Genomic DNA, 21084 nt, shown 5'->3' with positions numbered 1-21084 from the left:
GGATTAGTATTTGATTTTTTGACCAGGCTTAATCTTATTGCTTTTCATGCCATTTTTCTTCATGAGTGCCTTTATAGTTGTTCCTTTTTTCTTTGCGATTACGCTAAGGTTATCTCCTGATTTTACCGCGTAAACTCTGGCGGAGGTTCTTCTTTTCCGGTGATAGGTTGATGTGGCATATACAGGCTCTACATATCCTTCAGGGCGTTCATCATATTGGTAAAGCTCATATTTTTTAACCACGGCTACTACCTGGCTGGCCCAGCTCCGGCTTCGGGCATAACCACTGCGCTGGATTCCTCTTGCCCAGCCTTTATAATCGTACTGATCATATTTGGCGAAGAGGTTGTTGAAAGGTTCGCGTGTTTCCATGATTTCTACGAAATGGCTGTAGGATTCATCTGCACTTTCATAATCCCGGTACGAGGAATGAATTTCTGCGTTATTGTTAGGACCTTTTACGCCAAAATGGTTATTAAGATATTGAGCAATCCTGCTGTTTCCAGCTGCTGATTCATGGATAGCCACGGCCAGAATGATACTCGCCGGAATTTTATGGTCGCGCATCAGGTTTTGGGCAAATTCTACATGTTCCGTGATGTAATCCTCTGTTGTCTGGGCTTTCGCAACAATTCCTGATAAAAGGAGAAGACAAAAAGTAACTATATATTTCATTCTTATTACTGTTAACATCATTACCGCGTTCCACGTAATGACGATCATTTTTATTTCTTTCTGATCACAAATAACCCATCTCTAACAGGGAGTATAAGTTTTTCAACCCGGTCATCTTCAGCTATTTTATCATTAAAGCTAGTGATATTCCTGGTGTCTTTATCCTGTTTCTCCTGCAGTACTTTTCCACTCCATAACACGTTATCCACAATAATGATCCCACCAGAACGTACCCGGTCGAAAATCATATCATAATAAGTTCCGTTATTTTTTTTATCGGCATCAATAAATACTATATCAAAAACCTCGTTCAGCAGGCCTATCGTTTCACTGGCATTTCCCAGGATGTATTTAATTTGATCGTTATACGGGGATTGTGCAAAACTGGCCCGAACCATATCTTCCAGTTCTACATTTATATCAAGTGTATAGAGCATACCATCGCTGGTTAAACCTTCTGCAAGACATAGCGTAGCATAGCCTGTAAAAGTGCCGATCTCTAAGATCCGTTTTGGCGATATCATTTTACTGAGCATGCTTAACACACGTCCCTGATAGTGGCCGGAAATCATCCGGGGCATTAAAACTTTAAGGTTGGTTTCGCGATCGATGTGCTGAAGTAATTCATCTTCAGGCTCGCAATATTGAGTGAGGAGGTGTTGTAAATCGTCGTTTATCAAGCTCATGTATTCGGTTATAAACGGTTGGTTTCCATAAAATATTGTAAAATGATCGTAGCGGCGATGGTATCAACACGCTCTTTATTCTGTCTGTCGGACTTTTTTAATCCGCTTTGCATGATCGCCTGGTGCGCCATTTTCGAGGTGAAACGTTCGTCTACCCAATGCTGAGGCATTGCAGGAAAAGCTTTTTTGAGTAAGGTAGAGAAGCCCTTTACATGTTGTTTCGAATCGGAATCTGATCCATCCATTTGTTTCGGATCACCCAGTACAAATGCCTCTACGGTTTCAGTTGACAGGTATTTTTTGATATAGTCAATTGCATCCTTCGGGTGTACAGTATCGAGGCCTGTTGCAATAATTTGCAGGGGATCTGTAACGGCAATACCGATGCGTTTAGTTCCATAATCGAAGGCGAGGATACGGGCCATATTAATTTTTTAAGCTTTAATTGCGGGTAGAGCACCTACAGCTGATTTAATTTTAAACGCCAAAGGTAAGGTTTTTTACGGAATGGGTTTTTTACTGGCGGCTGTTCCATGCTGCAGGATATAGAGATTTGTGAAATCTGACTCCACCCCTACTCCGCATGGAGACCGGGGTTTTACGCTAAAAGGTGGAGTTATGCAGGATTATAGTCAGATTAGATGGCACACTGCCCATCCGCAGGCTTAAGGGAAACCAGGCAGAAAGGTAGTTGAAACCCGGGAATTTTAAGTGTCTTAGCCAGATAATTTTATTATCATCTACGGCAAGTTTGGCGTGCTGAAGCATCGAATATCATATCTATTTCTTATTTTGCACCAAATGCAGTTTAAACAGATCATAGGACAAGACAGGATTAAGCAACAATTGGTTCAAACGGTTAAGGAAAACCGGGTAAGCCATGCGCAGCTATTTTTGTCGCCTGCTGGCTCAGGTGCAGTGCCTTTAGCTATTGCTTATGCTCAGTACATCAACTGTTTAGATAAGGGTGTTAGTGATAGTTGCGGCGAGTGTTCGAGTTGCAGGAAGTATGAGCGACTTATTCATCCTGATTTGCATTTCTCCTATCCTTTCTTTGCTTCGGCCAGTACAAAAACTGCTGTAGACGTATTGGAAGAATGGAGGGCAATGCTGATGCAGGATACCTATTTTGACATGGATATCTGGCGTTCGAAGCTTGATGCGGCAAATAAACAGGCCAATATTCCGATTGCTGAATGCCATGACATCATTAAAAAATTAAGTTACAAGGCCTTCGAGGCGGAGACAAAGGTTTTGATTATGTGGCTGCCTGAATATCTGGACAAATCGGGTAATGCTTTGCTAAAACTGATTGAAGAACCACCAGCCAATACCCTTTTTATTCTGATTGCACAAAACCAGGATCAGATATTGACCACAATTCTTTCGCGGACACAGATCGTGAAAATCCCGAAACTCACGGGAGAGGAAGTTTCGGATTATTTGCGTAACCATAGTGGTTTAACTGAACACCAGGCAATAGACTATGCGTTCCTGGCAGATGGCAATCTGATTGAAGCGAAATCGCTTGCTGCAGATGTTCAGACAGATAGTTCGGGCACATTTACCTCATGGTTAAGAATGGGTTTCGGCAATAAAGTGCCCGATTTGGTGGACTTTACTGATGAGGCAGCGAAATGGGGCCGTGAGAATCAAAAGAATTTTTTAAAATATGGTGTAAATTACCTGCGCGAATGCTGTTTGATTTTAAGTGGTGCAGAGGCGCTTGTTAAATTGCCGCCCCTAACCCTTGATACAGCAAAAAAATTAAGTACACATGTACTTACCCTGCCAATGGCTGAAGCCATTATTGGTGAGCTGGAAAAGGCACATTACCACATTGAAAGAAATGCAAATCCTAAAATTCTGTTTTTAGATGTATCTTTACAGTTGGTAAAAATTATAAAGTTTAAAACGCTCCCCGCGGGGACTCAATATATATACAATTAGATATGGGATGTGGAAGTTGTTCAACAGGTGGTGGTTGCACCCCTAATGGATGCAAAAGTAATGGCTCATGTGGTACCGGTGGGTGCCAGACTATGGAAGTTCACGATTGGTTATCCAATTTGGATATGCCTTCAAATTATAAACCTTTTCAGGTTACAGAAATAAAGTTTAAGGGCTCCCGTAAAGAGTTTTTCCTGAACAGCGATAATATTTATCTTGAGATTGGTGAGCTTGTTGCTGTTGAAGGGCCAACTGGTGGATTTGATGTGGGACATGTTTCGCTTACAGGCGAACTGGTTCGTATACAAATGAAACGCCGGAAGACTGCTTTAGATCAGGTGACGAAAAAAATATACCGGAAAGCCACAGAGGCCGACGTAGAGAAATGGAATGCCGCAAAGGGGATGGAATGGGAAACCATGCATAAAGCCCGTAAGCTGGCATTGGATTTACGTTTGTCGATGAAAATCAGTGATGTTGACTATCAGGCTGATAAGACTAAAGCTACCTTTTTTTATACCGCCGATGGCCGTGTAGATTTCAGGGAACTCATTAAAAAAATGGCGGAGAGTTTCCGTATCCGGATTGAAATGCGCCAGATTGGGATGCGCCAGGAGGCTGGCCGTTTGGGTGGTATAGGGTCTTGCGGCAGAGAATTATGCTGCTCTACCTGGTTAACCAACTTCAAAACCGTTTCTACAGCTGCGGCGCGTTATCAGAATCTTTCTTTAAATACGCTGAAGCTTGCCGGACAATGTGGCAAGTTGAAATGCTGTTTGAATTACGAACTGGATACCTATCTGGATGCACTTAAGGATATTCCTGATCGTATTGAAAATCTGGATACCGAAGCCGGATATGCACGTCATCAGAAGACTGATATTTTCAAAAAAATCATGTGGTTCAGTTATCAGGGAGATGAAAACTGGATTCCTGTGAAAGCTGCGCGCGTGAAAGAGATTATGGCGCTGAACAAGGCCGGTAAGAAAGCACCCAATCTTAAAGAGGAAGCAGTACAGGTTGCTGCTCCTGTAGTGGTAGAGAAATCGTTCGATTACGAAAATGTAGTTGGCCAGGATAGTTTAACGCGTTTGGATGAGCGTTCGAGAGGTAAAAACAACCAGAACAGAAACCAGAAAAACCGTAACCGCAACGACAATAGAAGAGATAAGCCGGCTGATCGGAATGCGGCTCCGAATCAAAGGCCACAGGGACAACAGGCTGGTCAGAAGTCGCAGCAGAACGCCCAGAAGCCTCAGCAAAACGGTCAGAAGAACCAGCAAGCCGGGGGCAACAAAGCGCAGCAGCAGGTGACTAAACCGCAACACGTACAGGGTCCAAAACCGCAAGGCAATCAACCTAAACCCGCTCAGCAGCAAAGTCAGAAGCCTGTTCAGCAGCAAAATCAAAAACCAGTGGTTAAGGCCGAAGGCGTAGCCGCGACTGAAGGAGCTAAGCCTGAGCAAAGTAAAAATAAGAACAGAAATAACCGTAGGAAGAATAACAACCGCCGAAATAACAATAATGGCTCAGATAATAAACCTACTACAGCGTAAAAGGCTAATCCTTTCGGGTTGCCTTTTATTGGTGATTACCTTTTTTTCGGGGTGTACCTCTGGCGTTGTTGATAGTAATTTAGAAATTGCCGACCGCAGGTGGACGTACCGTAATCACATTACTACGCCCTTTGAAATTAAAGATAATACCAAGGCATATAATATTTATTTCAAGCTGCGGCATACTGCAGATTACAAATACTCGAATATCTTCATTCTGGTGCACTTTAAAGATGGGAAATCGGTATCGACGAAGCGCTATCAGTATAAGCTGGCCAAAAACGATGGTGAATGGTTAGGCAGCGGGTCGGGTAATATTTTTAATTACACATTGCCGTTACTAACGAATTATCATTTTCCACATACCGGAAAGTTCAGCATCGAAATTGAACAGAACATGAGGGACAATCCCCTGCTGGAAGTGAGCGATGCAGGGATCAGGATTGACGGGGGTATATAGTATTTCAGATGGTAGAATAAAAGCGTGTAGCTTTTTAAAGGTATTGTAGCAGGCTTTCCAGTTTCATTCCTCTGGATCCCTTAAGCAATACCAGGTTATTTTTAATCTGTTTTTCCTGTAAATAAGCGGCAGCCTCTGCTGGTGTTTCAAAGAAAGTGGCATTAAGCTTTTCTTTAAATGCGAAAAAGTATTTGCCAATTAATACAATCTCATCCAAACCGCTTTTCGTGGCTTGCGTGGCTATGATTTCGTGCTGCTTTTCTGATTCCGGACCCAGTTCGAACATATCACCTAACACGGCAGTTTTTTTATCTGCCGATAACACCGATATATTATTGAGGGCAGCAGACATGCTGCTTGGATTGGCGTTGTAGAAATCGCATATTACCGTATTGTTTTCGGTTTTGGTGAGCTGTGAGCGGTTGTTTTTCGGCTGGTATCCCCTAAGGCCTTTGTTGATTTCTTCAGGTGTCATGTCAAAGAAATCGCCGATGCAAATGGCGGCCAGTATGTTTTCAAAATTGTAGCTGCCTGTTAAGTTAGTAGTTACCTCTGAGTTGGTGTCGTGGTTTGTCCATTCCACCTCAATAAATGGATCACTGCTCTTTAAAGTGCCTTTAATGGCGTTCCCGAGTTCTGTGCCGTAATAAATCATTTTATTCAGACCGGCAGACGAACTCATCTCCAACAGGTATGCATTGTCTCTGTTAATAAAGGTATAGCCATTGTTCGCCTTCAGGTAGTTATAAAGCTCAGCTTTACCTTTTTTTACGCCTTCAAAACCTCCAAAGCCATCCAGATGTGCCATGCCAACATTGGTAATAATGCCATGAGTAGGTTGGGCGATGGTGCATAACAGTTCTATTTCTTTTTGGTGATTGGCTCCCATTTCAATTACGGCCACCTCCACGTCATTGGTGATGGAAAGAATGCTCAAAGGCACTCCGATGTGATTGTTCAGGTTGCCGAAAGTGGCGAATGTTTTATAACGTTCAGATAAAACAGCATTGATCAATTCTTTACTTGTTGTTTTTCCATTGCTTCCGGTAAGGCCTACAACAGGAATATTCAATTGTTTCCTATGATAGCGGGCCAGATCCTGCAAAGTGGTCAATACATCTTCGACGAGCAAACATTTGTCGTTTACAGCATATTTTTCTTCATCTACTACAGCAAAAGCTGCACCTTTTTCTATTGCTTGTGCGGCAAACTCATTTGCATTGAAGTTATCGCCTTTAAGGGCAAAAAAGATACTGCCATTTTCAATATTTCTGGTGTCAGTAGAGATAACAGGGTGATTAAGGTAGTGGCTGTAAAGGTTTTCGGTCGAGATCATGCTTATTCGTAAAAAATATGCTGTAAAATTAAGCTTTAGCAATAACAAAAAACAAATTTACTACATTAGTTAAAATTTATCCCGTTTATGAAGAAAAGCCTTACGCTCAGCTTGTATTTTATTGCTGCCATTTTCAGTGCAAAATCTCAGGTAAAGTCGCCTGATGAATTTTTGGGTTATGAGTTAGGCTCACATTTCACACCGCATTATAAGGTGGCAGATTATTTCAGGCAAACGGCTTTGGCTTCTTCAAACAACGTCAGGTTAATTGAATATGGTAAAACCAATGAGGGTCGCCCTTTACTGGTTGCAGTAGTTTCTTCTGCAGAAAACATATCCAATCTGGAAAAAATTAAAGCCAATAATATACAGCTGTCGCTTGGCAATAACAATTCACTGGATTTAGCTAAACAGCCCGCTATCGTATGGCTCAGCTATAATGTTCATGGCAATGAAGCAAACTCGACAGAAACATCGATGAAGATGCTCTATACACTTGCATCAGGTAAAAATGCTCAGGCCAAAGAGTGGTTAAAAAATACCGTTGTGGTGATTGACCCTTGTTTAAATCCTGATGGCAGAGACCGGTATGTGAACTATTTTAACAGTGTTGTTGGTAAGGTTGCAAATCCGGATCCTTCTTCCCGGGAGCATATTGAGCCCTGGCCAGGAGGAAGACCAAATCATTATTATTTTGATTTAAACCGTGACTGGGCCTGGCAAACGCAGGTGGAGAGCCAGCAGCGACTGGCTTTGTATAACCAGTGGATGCCTCAGGTACATGTGGATTTTCATGAGCAAAGTTATAATGAACCTTACTACTTTGCCCCTGCTGCTGAGCCTGTTCATCAGGATATCACGCCATGGCAAAGGAGCTTTCAGGTGGTAGTGGGTAAAAACAATGCGAAGTATTTCGATGCTGAAGGCTGGGGTTACTTTACCAAAGAACGTTTCGATTTGCTTTATCCTTCTTATGGGGATACCTACCCATTATATAATGGTGCCATTGGCATGACTTACGAACAGGGAGGCATCAGGGCCGGACTGGCCGTGATTACCAAAGATGGTGACACTTTAACTTTGAAAGACCGCATTGCACATCACTTTACTACAGGCATGTCAACTGTTGAGGTTTCTTCTGCCAATCATGATAAACTTTTGAGCGAGTATAAAAAGTATTTCCAGCAGGGCATAACGACATCTCCCGGTATTTATAAAACTTATATAATTAAGCCAACGAATCTTTCGCGCCAGAAAAAATTAGCGGAATTGCTGACTAAGAATAAAATTGAATTCAGTTATGGAGGGGATAAAACCGGCAAGGCTTATGACTATGATAGTCAGAAAGAGGAAAGCTTCAATGTAGGACGTAATGATATCGTTGTGAATATACAACAGCCACGTGCTGTACTTGCCAATGTATTGTTAGAGCCTCAAACCCTGGTAACTGATTCAAATACCTATGATATTACTGCCTGGGCACTGCCATACGTTTACGGTTTAAAAGCTTATGCCAGTAAAGAAAGCTTTAAGGGTAAGTTCAATGCTGCAGAGGAAAATAAAACGGCTTCGACTGCTGTCGATAAGCCTTTGGCCTGGTTATTTTCATGGGGGGCATCTGAAGATACACAGGTTTTAATTGCTTTGCAGCGTGAAAGCATAAGGGTTCGCCAGGCCGACCAGCCGTTTACGGTTGCGGGAAAAGATTACCCTGCCGGAACACTTATTGTATTACGTGTGGAGAATGAAAGGCTGGTAAAGGATGTCAGAAATAAGGTATTGGCTGTTGCGGACAAGCTGGACAAGCCTGTATTGGCCATTAGCAGTGGTTTTGTTGATAAGGGAAAAGACTTTGGATCTAACGTTTATCCCATTCTAAAGCAACCCAAAATTGCTATTGTTTCCGGAAATGAAGCTTCTTCACTGGCCTTCGGTGAGGTGTGGTACTACCTTGAAAAGGATTTAAATCTATCTCCAAGCATTATCACCGCAAAAGACATTAATACTTTAGATATTAATAAGGTGAATACCCTGATCTTGCCGGACGGCAGTTATAACGCTTTCATCGGGGATGGTTTAACTGCCTGGTTAAATAAAGGCGGCAGACTGGTTTTAATGGAAGATGCTATTGAAAGTGTTCTGGATAAGAAAGGGTTCGACATTAAAAAGAAGGTTCCTGTAGTTAAAAAGGATGAAAAGCCTTCTCCAAGTACCTTGCTGTTTAAAGATAAAGACCGCGATGATTATGAATTGGCTATACCTGGTGCTATATATAAGGTAAGTATGGATTCCACACATCCGTTTTCTTATGGTTTGGGTAAATTTTACTATACGCTGAAAACTGACAGGAAAATTTATGAGCCTTTTAGTGAAGGCTGGAATGTGGGGCAGCTTAATGAAAAAAGCCTAATGGCTGGTGTTGTTGGTAAAAAGGTTAGAGAGGCACTTAAAACCGGGCTGTTAATCGGCGTTCAGGAGTTTGGTCGTGGTCAGGTAGTCTATCTGGCGAATGACCCGCTATTCAGGAATTTCTGGGAAGGTGGAAAGACGTTGTTTGGGAATGTGGTTTTTTGTGGGTATTGATCATGGGTAACTTAAATTTATTCTGCTAAATAAGTATTAACGATATTAAATTAATCCCTGACATGTGTCGGGGATTTTTTGTTTTGCCTTGGTCACTTTTTGGTGATTCAGTCAGGATTATTTCATTTTAAGCGCTACCTTTAACGTCGTTTTAATGTAATTAATTTGTAACAAAACACCCAAGAACTTAGTTGCAGCGCGATTTGTTAAAAAACGTTAAAAAAAAATTTGGCAGTATGTAGAAGTAACTATACTTTTAACGTATTAATAATCATTAACTAGCCTATTTCTACTATGAAAAAACTTCTACAAAGTTTGTTCGTATTGATGTTCATTGCTCTTTCAGCAATGGCCCAAGATCGAACAATCACGGGTACAGTTACGTCGTCGGATGACAAATTGCCAATTCCGGGCGTAAGTGTAAGAGTAAAGGGTACTCAAGTTGGTACCGTTACAGATGCAAACGGAAAGTATTCCGTTAAAGTTCCTTCGGGATCAACAACACTCGAATTTACGTACATTGGGTACGGAACTCAAAGCAAACTTATTGGCAATGCTACAGCAGTAAATGCCACCTTGGTGTCAGATTCTAACGTTCTGAGCGAAGTGGTTGTGACCGCGCTCGGTATTACAAGACAGAAAAAGGATCTTGGGTATGCTGCAACCACAGTAACAAGTAAGGAAATCACGCAAGCGAAAGCTGTGAATGCAGTAAATGGTTTACAAGGTAAGGTATCGGGTATGAACATCACTTCAACTAATAGTGGCGTTTTCGAGAACGTGAAAATCAACCTTCGAGGTATCCGGTCATTAACAGGTAACAACAATCCGTTGTTGTTATTAGATGGTGTTCAATCGGACATCAACTATTTATCATCAATTAATCCTAATGACATCGAATCTGTGAACGTATTAAAAGGTTCATCAGGTGCTGCGCTTTATGGCCCAGATGCAAGAAACGGTGTAATTGTGGTGACAACTAAAAAAGGTTCAAAAGACGACAAGCCTGTTGTTACGTTAAGTAATTCGACACAGTTTACTGAAATCTCATTCTTTCCTAAGTTTCAGGAAAAATTTGGTTTAGGAGGAAGTGGAGAATATATCCCTTACGAGAACTGGTCGTGGGGACCTGCTTTTGATGGTTCAACCGTTGAGCTAGGCCATACCTTGCCAGATGGCACCATTCAAACCGCTACTTATAGCCCTACCAAAGAGCGTGAGAAATTTTTTAATACTGGTGTAACTCTTCAAAACGATGTATCGTTTGCTGCGAAAGATTTCTATATCAGTTTTCAGGACGCCAATATCAAGGGTATTGTTCCTGATGACAAAAATAGAAGAACCGGACTTAGATTAAATGTAGCTAAAGAATACGGTAAATTTAAAATTGCCTTTAACTCAAATTATAGTCAGCAAAACTACAATGTATTTGATGATGCTGCGATGTCAACTTACAATGCAAATAACAACGTAGGTTTAAACGGCGGGTTGATGAACTTGATTTTCAATACTCCTGCATATGTGCCTTTAACGTCTTACAAGGACTTCAATAACAATCCATACGCAACCTACAATAATTATTTTACAGATTACGGATTGAATCCATATTTTGCTTTGGATAACTGGCGTAAGGAAGGGAAAAGAGAAGATTTGTTAACGAATGTTGACTTAAATTTTAAAGCAACAGATTGGTTGAATTTAACTTATCGTGCTGGTCTTACTTCACAAACTATCAACGAGAGAAGAAGTTCGAAAGGTGAGATTCCTAATGCCTATGGCTTAGCTAGATCATTCAAATTGATACCAGGTGCAATTGAAGAGCGTTCATTTAGAAATACTCGTCTGTCATCTGAAGCATTTGCATCAGTCAACAAACAAATTGGTAGTGACTTTAAACTAAGTGCTATCGCAGGAACCTATCTTCGTCAGGATGAAGCTCGGGATAACAGAATAGGTGCATCAAGTTTGGTGGTTCCAGAACTATTTAATGTATCTAATAGAGTTGGACAACTTACGGGCTCATCACCATACCAAAAATCTAGGTTATTAGGTATCTATGGTAGTGTGGGTTTGAATTACAAAGGTTGGGCTAATATCGAAGTAACTGGCCGTAATGATGAAACATCCGTTTTAGGTTTAAATAATAATTCCTTTTTCTATCCTGGAGTTAGTGGTGCTGTAGTACTGACAGATGCTATTGAGGGTTTAAAAAACAACAAGGTACTATCATATTTGAAATTAAGAAGTGCATGGAATAAAACAGGTAATGCTGATATTGCTCCCTACTTATTAGCTGCAACATTCTCTCAGCCTACAGGGTTTCCCTTTGGCACATTGCCAGGTTATACAGCCAACAATACAACATACGATGCTAATTTAAAACCAGAGTTTATTAATAGTTTTGAGGCAGGGTTTGAGGCAGGTTTCTTAAATGGAAGGATTAACATTGAAGCAACCTACTACTTGCAGAAAATGAAGGACCAGATTACACCGATCAATGTATCTGCAGCGACTAGCTATACTAGTGCATATGTTAATGCCGCTTCTTTCGATAACAAAGGTGTTGAATTGGATTTGAAACTTACACCTTTAGTAAATCTCGGAGAGGTAAAAGTTAACTTTAGAGCAAATGCAACTTATAACGAGAATATTGTTAAAAGTGTGTATGCCGGGTTAGATGAAGTGCTAATTGGTGGATATACAAATGGCGCTAACTATGTTGTTAAAGGTAGTCCAGCATTTGTAATAAAGGCAACTGACTATGTAAGAGATCCAGACGGGCGTGTTGTAGTAAATGCAACAACTGGCTTACCTACACAAGATCCAAATACTAAAATCTACGGTCAAACCATGCCTAAATGGATTCTGGGGTTGAATCCATCAGTTAGCTGGAAAGGCTTAAATGTATCCGCATTATTCGAATATAAAACAGGTAACTATGCCTACCATGATATCGGCCAGGCAATGGCCTGGACTGGTGTTGGGTATGAGACGGCAAGCAATAACCGCCAGCCCTTTGTGTTCCCTAACTCATCAATTAGAAATGCAGATGGAAGCTATTCACCAAATACCAATGTTACCATCAATAGTGCAGAGAATTTTTATACAGGTGTTTACAGAACTGTAGGTACAAACTTCCTAACCAGCGCAGCATCATGGCGGTTGCGTGAAGTATCAATTGGTTATGATATTCCTGTGAGTATATTAGGACGTCAGAAAATAATCAGAGGACTATCTGTTGCATTGACTGGAAGAAATTTAGCACTCTGGTTACCTAAAACGAACATTTACACTGACCCTGATTTTACTTATACTGATACAAATACTTCATTCGGTACTGGAACATCGGGAACCGCAACAAGCAACCGTAATGGTATCAGCGATTCAAGTATCAATCCACCTACTCGTACTTTTGGTGGTAACATCACTATAACTTTTTAATAGAGGAATAAAGAGATAAGAACATGAAAAAGATTATATATGCATTTACCTTGTTACTGGTTACAGCAACAGGTTGCAAAAAAAGTTTCTTCGATATTAACGATAACCCCAATGCTCCAACAGAAGGATCAATAACAGCGCAGCTTTTACTTCCTTCCACTTTACAGCGTACGGCTGCCCGAATGGCGACATCCTACAACTATGCGGCATTATGGATGGGATATTGGGCGCGTTCTGGCACATATGGGCCAAGTACAGAGCAAGAATCCTATGCCATTACAACCACTTTTGGTTCAACCCAATGGACAAACACCAATACTGGCTGGTACGATATTTTAGCTGATGCAGACTTAATGGATAAAAAAGCCACAGCAGCAGGGCAACCTTTCTATAGCGGAGCTGCAAAGGTTGTGAAAGCTATAGGATTTATGTATCTGGTTGATCAGTTTGGGAATGTGCCATATTCTAAAGCTTTTGATTTTCAGAATAATATCCTTCCTGCTTACGATAAAGGTGAGGATATCTATGCTAACCTTTTATTAAAGCTTGACGAGGCGGCTAAGCAGTTTGCAGGAGCAACAGTTACAGCAGAAATGCAGACAGCCGACATTATGTTTAAAGGTGATTTAACAAAATGGAGGAAACTGGTAAATTCCCAAAGGTTAAAGTTATTAATACACCAATCTGAATATTTGACTGCAAGTGCCGTTGCAACTGAAATTGCCAAAATTACTGCGGACGGTAGTGGCTACATTACAGCTGGTGGAACAGCAAGTGTGAACCCAGGTTACGCAGTTGTTGCAAACCAACAAAACCCATTTTGGGCTGCTTACAAAAGAACAGAACTTGGTGCTATAGTTGATGACTATAACCGTGCTAACAATTTTATTTTAGGTAAATTCAGAAATAATAATGATATCCGTTATCAGTATGTTTTCAGTCCAGCAGGTACACCATTAAATGGCAATACTTATTATGGTTACAATTACGGTGAAACTATTCCAAACAGTGATCCGAAAGCGATTAATTCATCAGATGTTGCTGGTCCTGGTTTAGCTAAAAGCGCTACACAAGATCAATGGTTATTCACCTCAGTAGAAAGTTTATTTTTACAAGCTGAAGCAATTCAAAGAGGTTGGATTTCAGGTACTGCTGAATCGGCTTATAGAAGTGCTGTTCAAGAATCATTTACTTGGTTAGGTGTGACCAATGCTACTGCAACGGCTACCGCTTATCTTGATCAGGCATCCAACCCTATAGTTACCTGGGCAGCTGCCACTACTCCTGATGCGAAAATTAAGTTAATTGATATGCAAAAATATCTTGCGTTAATTGGAATCAATAACTTCGAGGCCTATGTTGATTACAGACGATTAGGAGTTCCAACAGACCTTCCATTATCTCTGTCTCCAAGTCGCGGAAGCAATATTATTCCTTCAAGACTTTTGTATCCTCAATCAGAGTACAATACCAATGGCGCGAATGTTGCAGCCCAAGGAACAATAAACGCACAAACATCAAAGATTTTCTGGGATAAATAATTAAATCAGGTAGACATGAAAAAATATTCGATAATATTATCTCTTGGTTTGTTAACCATGGGACTAACGTCATGCTTAAAAGATGATCTTGTAAGTGATCAGAAATATGGCATGATCAATGTAGATGCATACAAGGTGGCGCAGTTGCCTAGTACAGCTAAGGCATTCTCCCTATTGCTCGAGAACAAAACTACTGTTCTTGATTTTGTTGAGGTTAATTTAGCAGCTAGTGAACCTGCAGAGGAAGATGTTGTAGTCACTTTAAGCATCGATCAGACTGATGCGAAAATTTCGGCTTATAATACTGCAAATGGTGCAAGCCTGGTTCGCTTTCCGTCAGCAAAATATACTTTACCAAATGCATTGAAAGTAACTATTCCAAAAGGTTCCAGATCCGGTTTTCTAAAGCTATCTTTCAATCAACAGGATTTAGATCCTGCGCATCCATATGCACTTGCATTTAATATCGTGAGTGTAGATAAGCCTGGATATGTAGTAAGTGGTAATAACAACACCACGCTTGCACGTATATCCGCGAAGAACGCCTATGAAGGTGCTTATACCGCTAATGGGTTCTTTACACACCCTGTAGCATCTTCTTCAAGAGCGATCACTAACAGGGCTAAGTCTTTAACTACGGTTAACGCTACTACTAGTAGGATAGAGTTGGGTGATTTGGGAACTAGCAGTTATTATATGTATATAAGAGTGAATGCAGATAATTCAGTAACGATTCTTCCTGACCCAACAGCTGTTGCAGGAGCTCAGGATGTTTTTGCTACCGGCATCAACTCTTATAATCCTACAACCAAGACATTTACGCTAAATTATGCCTATAACGTTGCAGCACCAAGAATTATAAATGAAGTGGTTAAGAAGAATTAATTATCTTTGTTATCTACAGTAAAAAAGGTGGTTCATTTGAACCACCTTTTTTTTGTATCAGAGTATTTGTTTTTTTATAACGAATTATAATAGTCGAAAAGCTTCATATTGTCCTTATCGTCCTTAAGTTTAATTTTGTTGTCAGTAATATAGCTTTCTATCAATATCTTTTTGGATGGGTCGAACGCTTCGAACAATGATTTTTTATCCTTTTTATAATCGATGATTTTATTGTTTTCGAATAAAAAGTAACTATAAAATGGTTGTTTCTGTTTAATGACATAAATTGAACCGGCTGCTCTTTCTTCCACTTCTTTTATTTGCGTTCTTTTCAATAGGCTTACTTTACCTTCAGACAGAATTTCATAAAAAGTAGCAGCGGATGAACCGTCGATGGTAGGGAAACCACTTCTAAATTTCCTTGTTTCTATAGTTCCATTTTCGTCGTTCGTAGTTGATATCGAAAACTCTTTTACTTGTAATTTAAAGGCTTGTGGGACATTCTTATCTGACTTAAAGACTACTCGATTTGCCGCGATGTCATATATAAGATCCAAATTCCTGTATATTGAATCATTATCGAGCATTACCGACCCCCTATTCCAAATTTGATAAAGGAAATCCGGGTTTTTCTTACCTGTTGATGATCTCCCTGCCAGGTTTATATCGTTGTTAGCTAAAGTAACTTCGACACCAACCTGTGCATTAGTAACACCTGTCGCAAAAAGTAGCATAGCTCCGGCTAACATTATTTTTCTCGTAGAGTTTTTCATACTTCAATATAGTAATTCTTTATTGATTTCGTCAAGTTATTAATGTAAGTAAGGACATCTGTCTATACTTAAATTTCCTTCGATCCATATCTGAAATAGTAAATGAGGATAATAAATTATCTATATAGATCAATCATTAACAGTATATAAAACAATAACCGTAGGCATCATAATCTTAATTATTTCCTAAATATGGTGTCTTGTGTTGAATTGTAGCTTAAAAATTAGTTTAATAGTTTTCAAATTTGTATTTTATTTATAATCGATGGTAAAAAAAACAATTATTACCAAAATATTTTGCTATAACTGTTTGATTAGTTGTTTTTTTATTCTTTTTCGATAAAAAATATGTTAAATAGTTAAAAATTGTTAAAATAATTTGGTTAAATGTTTTAGTAGCCATACTTTTAGGACATCATTAAATTATTAACTAAACTATTTTTAAATTATGAAAAGACTTCTACAAAGTTTGTTCATAATCTTGTGTATGGCTACGGCATCGTATGCACAAGATCGAACAATTACTGGTACAGTTACTTCTCAGGAAGACAATCTTCCCATTCCTGGAGTAAGTGTCAAAATCAAAGGTGCCTCCGGCGGATCGATGAGTGGGGCAGACGGGAAATTTTCTTTAAGAGCTAGCAGCGGCTCAATCCTCGTGTTTTCCTACGTAGGTTTTAAGGTAAAAGAGGTTGTTGTTGGTGCATCAAGTACAATTAATGCCCAACTAGAAACGGATGCCAACCAATTAACCGAGGTTGTGGTGGCTGGTGCTTATGGTATCAAATCATCGGAGCGCTCGCAGGTAACAAACACTCAAACTATTTCTGGTGACAAACTGAATACTGTAAGGGGTACAAATGTAAACAATGCCTTAGCGGGTAAAGTGGCAGGTATTCAGGTTAGAAGTCAGTCTGCTGCTGCTTTAGGTAGAAATACTGCAGTAAGGTTACGTGGTGCAGGTGGTTTCGGTACGGGAAGCGGTGCATTGTATGTCGTTGATGGAACTATTCTTCCTAATGCTGATGATGTAAATCTTGACGACATTGAAAACGTTCAGGTATTGCAAGGGCCAGCAGCAGCAGCGATCCTGGGATCACAAGCAGCAGCCGGTGCTATTTTGATCACAACCAAAAAAGGAAAGTCGACAACGGGGTCGGGTATTACTGTAAATTTAGGCGCCCTTTTCGAGAACGCTTACATTCTCCCTAATTATCAAAATACTTACGCCGGAGGTAACACTGCAGACATGACAAGATATACCTGGAAGTCAACTGATCCTGTTGCATGGAAAGCACTAGATGGTAAGTACTATCCAAACTACAGTGATGACTCGAGTTGGGGTCCACGCATGGTCGGTCAGGAATACATTCCGTGGTATGCCTGGTATCCTGGTACTGAATATTCTTACAAAACAGCAAGTTTGACTCCAAATCCAGATAATGCTAAAAATTTCTACAATACTGGAGTAACCTTTAACAACTCCATCTCATATAGTGGTTCGGGCGAAAAATATAATCTCAAGATGACTTATGGAAATCAAAATACTACGGGTTTGCTTCCTAATACAAGTTTAATTAAAAATACCTTCAATTTTAATTCGTCTTACGATTTAAACAAGCACTTTACGGTTTCGGCCAATATCAACTATGTGAAAACCGTTCTTAATGGAGCTATTGACGATGCATACAGTAATTTGGCAACTGGTTCATTTTCTCAGTGGTTTCACAGAGATTTAGATATGGACATCATGAAGCAGTTGAGAGGGTTAACTGTTCAGGGGCTTCCTGGGGAAACTGTTTATGCCAGCTGGAATCACTCTGATCCAACCGCATATGATCCGTCAAATCCTAAAGCCTTTTATGGTGGAAATTATTGGTACAATCCTTATGTTTTTGGTGATCAAACCAGTCAGTTAAATCAAAGAGATCGTTTTTATGGAAACGTATCGTTTATCTATAAAGTTAATAATGATTTAAATTTCACTGCAACATATCGCAAACAACAAAACACAACTTTCACTGAGAACAAGACAAGAACTGAACTTGAAACCAGTGCCAATCAAACTGGTGTTAAAGCTTCCTACTATAGTGCAAATACATACTCAAACAGAGAAAACTATGAGGTGTTAGGTCACTATACGAAACAGATTAAAGATTTTTCGGTAGATGTAACTGCCGGTACAGATATTTTTAAAGGAGAATCTAATTACAATAACGCTGGTACTGTAAATGGTTTATCAATCCCTAACCTTTTCACTGTTGGTAACTCTGTGGATGCGCCGAGTGTTGGTAACTACAGACAGGTTGAAAAATACAGGGCTTTACTTGCGCGCGCAACTTTTGGATACAAAAGATTTGCATTTATTGATGCCTCAATAAGGAATGACTGGTTTTCGACTTTGCCATCTGATCATAGTGGTGTATTGTCGAAAGCATTTGGAGGTTCATTTATTTTCTCTGAACTTTTGCCTAAAGAAGGTTTCAGATGGTTATCTGAAGCCAAGATCAGAGGCTCGTATGGAGAAATTCCTCAAGCATTGGGAACAACAAATGATTCATTTGGTGCTTACCGTTATCCGGGATTTTCATACGGTGTAAATTCTTTGAAGTTTAACGGAAACCTACTACAAAGCACGCCAGACGCGCTGGTTGATCCGGATATCAGAGGGGCGGTTGCGAAAAGCTCAGAAATTGGTTTAGATCTAAAATTCCTGAACAGAAGATTGGGTGTATCAGCAACCTATTGGGATAAAACAGAAACCAACTATCCACGGTCTGTAGCTGTAAATGGAGCTAGTGGTTTTAGCTCAATACTAACAAACGTAGGTAAAATCACCAGTCACGGACTAGAATTTCAACTAACAGCAATTCCTGTAAATACACCGAAATTTAGTTGGAATATCTCGGCCACCTATGCAAATCTGATCAGTAATAAGGTTGTTGAGGTGAGTGAAAAATATGGAGTTACCCGGGCAACTGTAGAAGGTGTTTGGGGATCTACCATGCCTATCATGGTTCACGATGCAGGTTATGAATGGGGTCAAATCTGGGGTAATGGTAAAAAGCGCAATGCAGATGGAGTTCCATTGTTAGATGCAAATGGTCATTTTGTAAACGATCCAAACGTTTACTTTGGCAGCGTATTACCTAAACATACCGGAGGTTTACAGAATGCATTTACTATTCTCAACATGTTTGATGTAGCGGCAAATATTGATTACCAGTTTGGTGGTAAATTCGTTTCATTATCTAATCAATGGGGATCTTACAGTGGAGTAACTGCCCGTACTGCTGGTGTGAATGATAAGGGTAATCCGATTCGTGATAAAGTTGCTGATGGCGGCGGTGTACGAGTTGATGGTGTTGATGCCACTTCGGGTCAGCCAAAAACGTACTATCTCGAAGCTCAGGATTATTTCCAGGGATTATACAACTCTAAAACATTTGATGATTATATCTATGATCTCACATTCATTAAGTTAAGAGAGGTTTCAATTGGTTACCGCATTCCTGTAAAAAAATTAGGCATTGCTAAATTCGTTCAAAATGCAACTTTTGCCGTTGTAGCAAGAAATCCGGTGCTCATTTATGCGAAGACAAAGGATTTTGATCCATCTGAAATCTCAGCAACAAGTGGGGAAACGTCTCAGTTGCCAGGAACACGCGGTTTAGGATTTAATTTGAGAATAGGATTTTAATAGTGGCAATTAAATTTTAAAGAAAAGACATGAAAAAGATATTTATATATGCATTCACCGGACTGTTCTTGATAACATCTGCAGGATGCAAAAAACTAGAAGATTTCGGCGCCACAAACGTCGATCCTAATAGTACTACTCAAGCTAATCCCTCAGCATTGTTAACAAATACGTTAGTTGGTTTAGCAAGTTATGCTTATGATACAAACGCAGGTTTTTATGGTCAGTATTTCGCTGAAACCCAATATCCTGATGCTTCACTTTACACCATAAATACGGCCAGGACATTTACTGGCTACTATAGTGGTGCTTTATATGATTTACAGAATATTCAACTTCTGGAAAGCAGCAATAATATGAAGCAGGTATCGAAAATTGTGCAACAATATATTTTTTGGACGATTACAGATAAATTTGGCGACATTCCATATAGCCAGGCACTAAAGGGAATAGAATTCAATGCGCCTGCCTACGATACTCAGGAATCCGTTTACAAAGGCATGATTGCAGCACTGACATCTGCGGTTGGGGCATTTGATAATTCGGCAATTTCTGGAGACATCGTTTTTAATGGCGATGTCGCTTCCTGGAAAAGATTTGCTAACTCACTGAGAATGTTAATGGCTTTACAGTTATCGAAAAGATATCCCGGAGCGACAGATTACTCTGCTACACAGTTTAAGGCAGCTTTAGCAGATGGAAATGGCTACATTTCAACAAATGCTCAAAATGCCAAGATCATCTATAATGTAAATTTTAAAAATCCTTTATTTAATGAATACAACGGCCGTAAAGATTTGGCTGAAAGTAAGACTTTGACTGATTTGATGACTAACACTTTAGCAAACGATGCCAGGCAAGGTGCCTATGGTGGGGCTTCTGAAGTACTTGGAAACACTTCTTCTTCTAGTTTAGGTGTTCCTTATGGTGTAGCCAGAGTTACTGCAACTGCATTCACTGATGCAAATACTACCTGGGCACGTGTTTTAAGAGGTGATCTGCGTACAGAGAGTAGTCCATATGTAATTTTATCTGCAGCCGAGGTTGCATTGGCCCGCGCAGAGGCGGCTAATATGGGTTGGACAACTGAAGTGTTGGCAACGGTTTATCTGTCAGGTATCACATTGTCTCATGAGCAATGGGGCGTAGGCGCTCCGTCTGCCAGTTATCTGGCAAATGCCAATGTTGCAATTGGTGCGGTTGGTGCTACGGGCAATCTGAGGAACATTGCTATTCAGGAATATGTTGCGAGTTATCCGAATGGATTGAGGTCTTGGAATGTTTTCAGAAGAACCGGCTTCCCCGCTCTGGTACCTGCTGTTGCAGCAACAAATTCAACCAAGCAAATTCCTCGCAGATATACTTATCCTTCGACAGAATTGACAACTAATTTAGCGAGTGTAAATGCAGCTATAGCAAGATTGACGGGTGGTAATACCCAAGATGCTAAAGTTTGGTGGGATTTATAATAGTTAAGGAGAAATTAATTTTAACAAAT

14 protein-coding genes are annotated in these 21084 nt (G+C 40.1%); 9 read left to right on the top strand and 5 right to left on the bottom strand.

Annotated features, from left to right (window positions below; translation table 11 throughout):
• Nucleotides 1-3: 3 nt before the first annotated feature.
• From R2Q80_RS08080 to ruvX, 3 genes are read right to left on the bottom strand one after another with little or no spacing between them, the layout of a single operon-like run.
• Nucleotides 4-675 carry a glucosaminidase domain-containing protein gene (locus R2Q80_RS08080; protein ID WP_316799107.1) on the bottom strand — a complete coding sequence of 224 codons (672 nt, stop codon included), beginning with the start codon at nucleotides 673-675 and terminating at the stop codon, nucleotides 4-6.
• Between the two features lie 50 nt (nucleotides 676-725).
• On the bottom strand, nucleotides 726-1361 hold the full coding sequence (locus R2Q80_RS08075; protein WP_316799106.1) for an O-methyltransferase: 636 nt from the start codon (nucleotides 1359-1361) through the stop codon (nucleotides 726-728).
• An 8-nt stretch (nucleotides 1362-1369) separates the two neighbouring features.
• Nucleotides 1370-1786 carry a Holliday junction resolvase RuvX gene (gene ruvX / locus R2Q80_RS08070; RefSeq protein ID WP_047799753.1) on the bottom strand — a complete coding sequence of 139 codons (417 nt, stop codon included), beginning with the start codon at nucleotides 1784-1786 and terminating at the stop codon, nucleotides 1370-1372.
• Between the two features lie 376 nt (nucleotides 1787-2162).
• Between ruvX and R2Q80_RS08065 the strand changes: the two genes are divergently transcribed.
• The 3 genes from R2Q80_RS08065 to R2Q80_RS08055 are packed head-to-tail and all read left to right on the top strand — an operon-like array spanning nucleotide 2163 to nucleotide 5327.
• Nucleotides 2163-3311, top strand: a complete 1149-nt coding sequence (locus tag R2Q80_RS08065; RefSeq protein ID WP_316799105.1) for a hypothetical protein — start codon at nucleotides 2163-2165, stop codon at nucleotides 3309-3311.
• Nucleotides 3312-3313: 2 nt separating this feature from the next.
• Complete coding sequence (gene ricT / locus R2Q80_RS08060) at nucleotides 3314-4867, top strand: regulatory iron-sulfur-containing complex subunit RicT (RefSeq protein WP_316799104.1); 1554 nt, start codon at nucleotides 3314-3316, stop codon at nucleotides 4865-4867.
• Nucleotides 4836-5327, top strand: coding sequence for a gliding motility lipoprotein GldH (locus R2Q80_RS08055; RefSeq protein WP_316799103.1), 492 nt, complete (start codon nucleotides 4836-4838; stop codon nucleotides 5325-5327). The genes ricT and R2Q80_RS08055 overlap by 32 nt, the downstream gene beginning before the upstream one ends.
• A 34-nt stretch (nucleotides 5328-5361) precedes the next feature.
• Here the strand turns inward: R2Q80_RS08055 and R2Q80_RS08050 are convergent, their stop codons facing one another.
• Complete coding sequence (locus R2Q80_RS08050) at nucleotides 5362-6663, bottom strand: UDP-N-acetylmuramoyl-tripeptide--D-alanyl-D-alanine ligase (protein WP_316799102.1); 1302 nt, start codon at nucleotides 6661-6663, stop codon at nucleotides 5362-5364.
• Nucleotides 6664-6750: 87 nt separating this feature from the next.
• On the opposite strand from R2Q80_RS08050, the gene R2Q80_RS08045 reads away from it, so the two are divergent.
• The 4 genes from R2Q80_RS08045 to R2Q80_RS08030 all read left to right on the top strand — a co-directional run bounded on the left by R2Q80_RS08045 (nucleotide 6751) and on the right by R2Q80_RS08030 (nucleotide 15113).
• On the top strand, nucleotides 6751-9246 hold the full coding sequence (locus tag R2Q80_RS08045; protein WP_316799101.1) for a M14 family metallopeptidase: 2496 nt from the start codon (nucleotides 6751-6753) through the stop codon (nucleotides 9244-9246).
• A 294-nt stretch (nucleotides 9247-9540) separates the two neighbouring features.
• The gene (locus R2Q80_RS08040; protein ID WP_316799100.1) at nucleotides 9541-12687 is read left to right on the top strand and encodes a SusC/RagA family TonB-linked outer membrane protein; all 3147 of its coding nucleotides are present in this window, start codon (nucleotides 9541-9543) and stop codon (nucleotides 12685-12687) included.
• A 23-nt stretch (nucleotides 12688-12710) separates the two neighbouring features.
• Complete coding sequence (locus R2Q80_RS08035; RefSeq protein WP_316799099.1) at nucleotides 12711-14228, top strand: SusD/RagB family nutrient-binding outer membrane lipoprotein; 1518 nt, start codon at nucleotides 12711-12713, stop codon at nucleotides 14226-14228.
• Nucleotides 14229-14243: 15 nt separating this feature from the next.
• A complete protein-coding gene (locus R2Q80_RS08030) occupies nucleotides 14244-15113 on the top strand; it encodes a BT_3987 domain-containing protein (protein WP_316799098.1) in 870 nt (289 codons plus the stop codon).
• A 74-nt stretch (nucleotides 15114-15187) separates the two neighbouring features.
• On the opposite strand, the gene R2Q80_RS08025 is transcribed toward R2Q80_RS08030, so the two are convergent.
• The gene (locus R2Q80_RS08025; protein WP_316799097.1) at nucleotides 15188-15886 is read right to left on the bottom strand and encodes a hypothetical protein; all 699 of its coding nucleotides are present in this window, start codon (nucleotides 15884-15886) and stop codon (nucleotides 15188-15190) included.
• Nucleotides 15887-16334: 448 nt separating this feature from the next.
• Between R2Q80_RS08025 and R2Q80_RS08020 the strand changes: the two genes are divergently transcribed.
• Together R2Q80_RS08020 and R2Q80_RS08015 are read left to right on the top strand one after the other, a co-directional pair.
• Nucleotides 16335-19586, top strand: coding sequence for a SusC/RagA family TonB-linked outer membrane protein (locus R2Q80_RS08020; protein ID WP_316799096.1), 3252 nt, complete (start codon nucleotides 16335-16337; stop codon nucleotides 19584-19586).
• 29 nt (nucleotides 19587-19615) lie between these two features.
• On the top strand, nucleotides 19616-21055 hold the full coding sequence (locus R2Q80_RS08015; RefSeq protein ID WP_316799095.1) for a SusD/RagB family nutrient-binding outer membrane lipoprotein: 1440 nt from the start codon (nucleotides 19616-19618) through the stop codon (nucleotides 21053-21055).
• Nucleotides 21056-21084 lie beyond the last annotated feature (29 nt).

Origin of the sequence: Pedobacter frigidisoli, from assembly GCF_032678525.1 — a bacterium.
GTDB lineage: Bacteria > Bacteroidota > Bacteroidia > Sphingobacteriales > Sphingobacteriaceae > Pedobacter > Pedobacter frigidisoli_A.
This window is presented reverse-complemented; position numbering and strand designations above follow the sequence as displayed.

Excerpts from the sequence above, each read along its gene's own strand:
- R2Q80_RS08035 (WP_316799099.1), top strand. The coding sequence starts at position 12,711 with ATGAAAAAGATTATATATGCATTTACCTTGTTACTGGTTACAGCAACA.
- ricT (WP_316799104.1), top strand. The coding sequence starts at position 3,314 with ATGGGATGTGGAAGTTGTTCAACAGGTGGTGGTTGCACCCCTAATGGA.
- R2Q80_RS08020 (WP_316799096.1), top strand. The coding sequence starts at position 16,335 with ATGAAAAGACTTCTACAAAGTTTGTTCATAATCTTGTGTATGGCTACG.
- R2Q80_RS08030 (WP_316799098.1), top strand. The coding sequence starts at position 14,244 with ATGAAAAAATATTCGATAATATTATCTCTTGGTTTGTTAACCATGGGA.
- R2Q80_RS08015 (WP_316799095.1), top strand. The coding sequence starts at position 19,616 with ATGAAAAAGATATTTATATATGCATTCACCGGACTGTTCTTGATAACA.
- R2Q80_RS08040 (WP_316799100.1), top strand. The coding sequence starts at position 9,541 with ATGAAAAAACTTCTACAAAGTTTGTTCGTATTGATGTTCATTGCTCTT.
- R2Q80_RS08075 (WP_316799106.1), bottom strand. The coding sequence starts at position 1,361 with ATGAGCTTGATAAACGACGATTTACAACACCTCCTCACTCAATATTGC.
- R2Q80_RS08055 (WP_316799103.1), top strand. The coding sequence starts at position 4,836 with ATGGCTCAGATAATAAACCTACTACAGCGTAAAAGGCTAATCCTTTCG.
- R2Q80_RS08050 (WP_316799102.1), bottom strand. The coding sequence starts at position 6,663 with ATGATCTCGACCGAAAACCTTTACAGCCACTACCTTAATCACCCTGTT.
- R2Q80_RS08065 (WP_316799105.1), top strand. The coding sequence starts at position 2,163 with ATGCAGTTTAAACAGATCATAGGACAAGACAGGATTAAGCAACAATTG.
- R2Q80_RS08025 (WP_316799097.1), bottom strand. The coding sequence starts at position 15,886 with ATGAAAAACTCTACGAGAAAAATAATGTTAGCCGGAGCTATGCTACTT.
- R2Q80_RS08080 (WP_316799107.1), bottom strand. The coding sequence starts at position 675 with ATGAAATATATAGTTACTTTTTGTCTTCTCCTTTTATCAGGAATTGTT.
- R2Q80_RS08045 (WP_316799101.1), top strand. The coding sequence starts at position 6,751 with ATGAAGAAAAGCCTTACGCTCAGCTTGTATTTTATTGCTGCCATTTTC.
- ruvX (WP_047799753.1), bottom strand. The coding sequence starts at position 1,786 with ATGGCCCGTATCCTCGCCTTCGATTATGGAACTAAACGCATCGGTATT.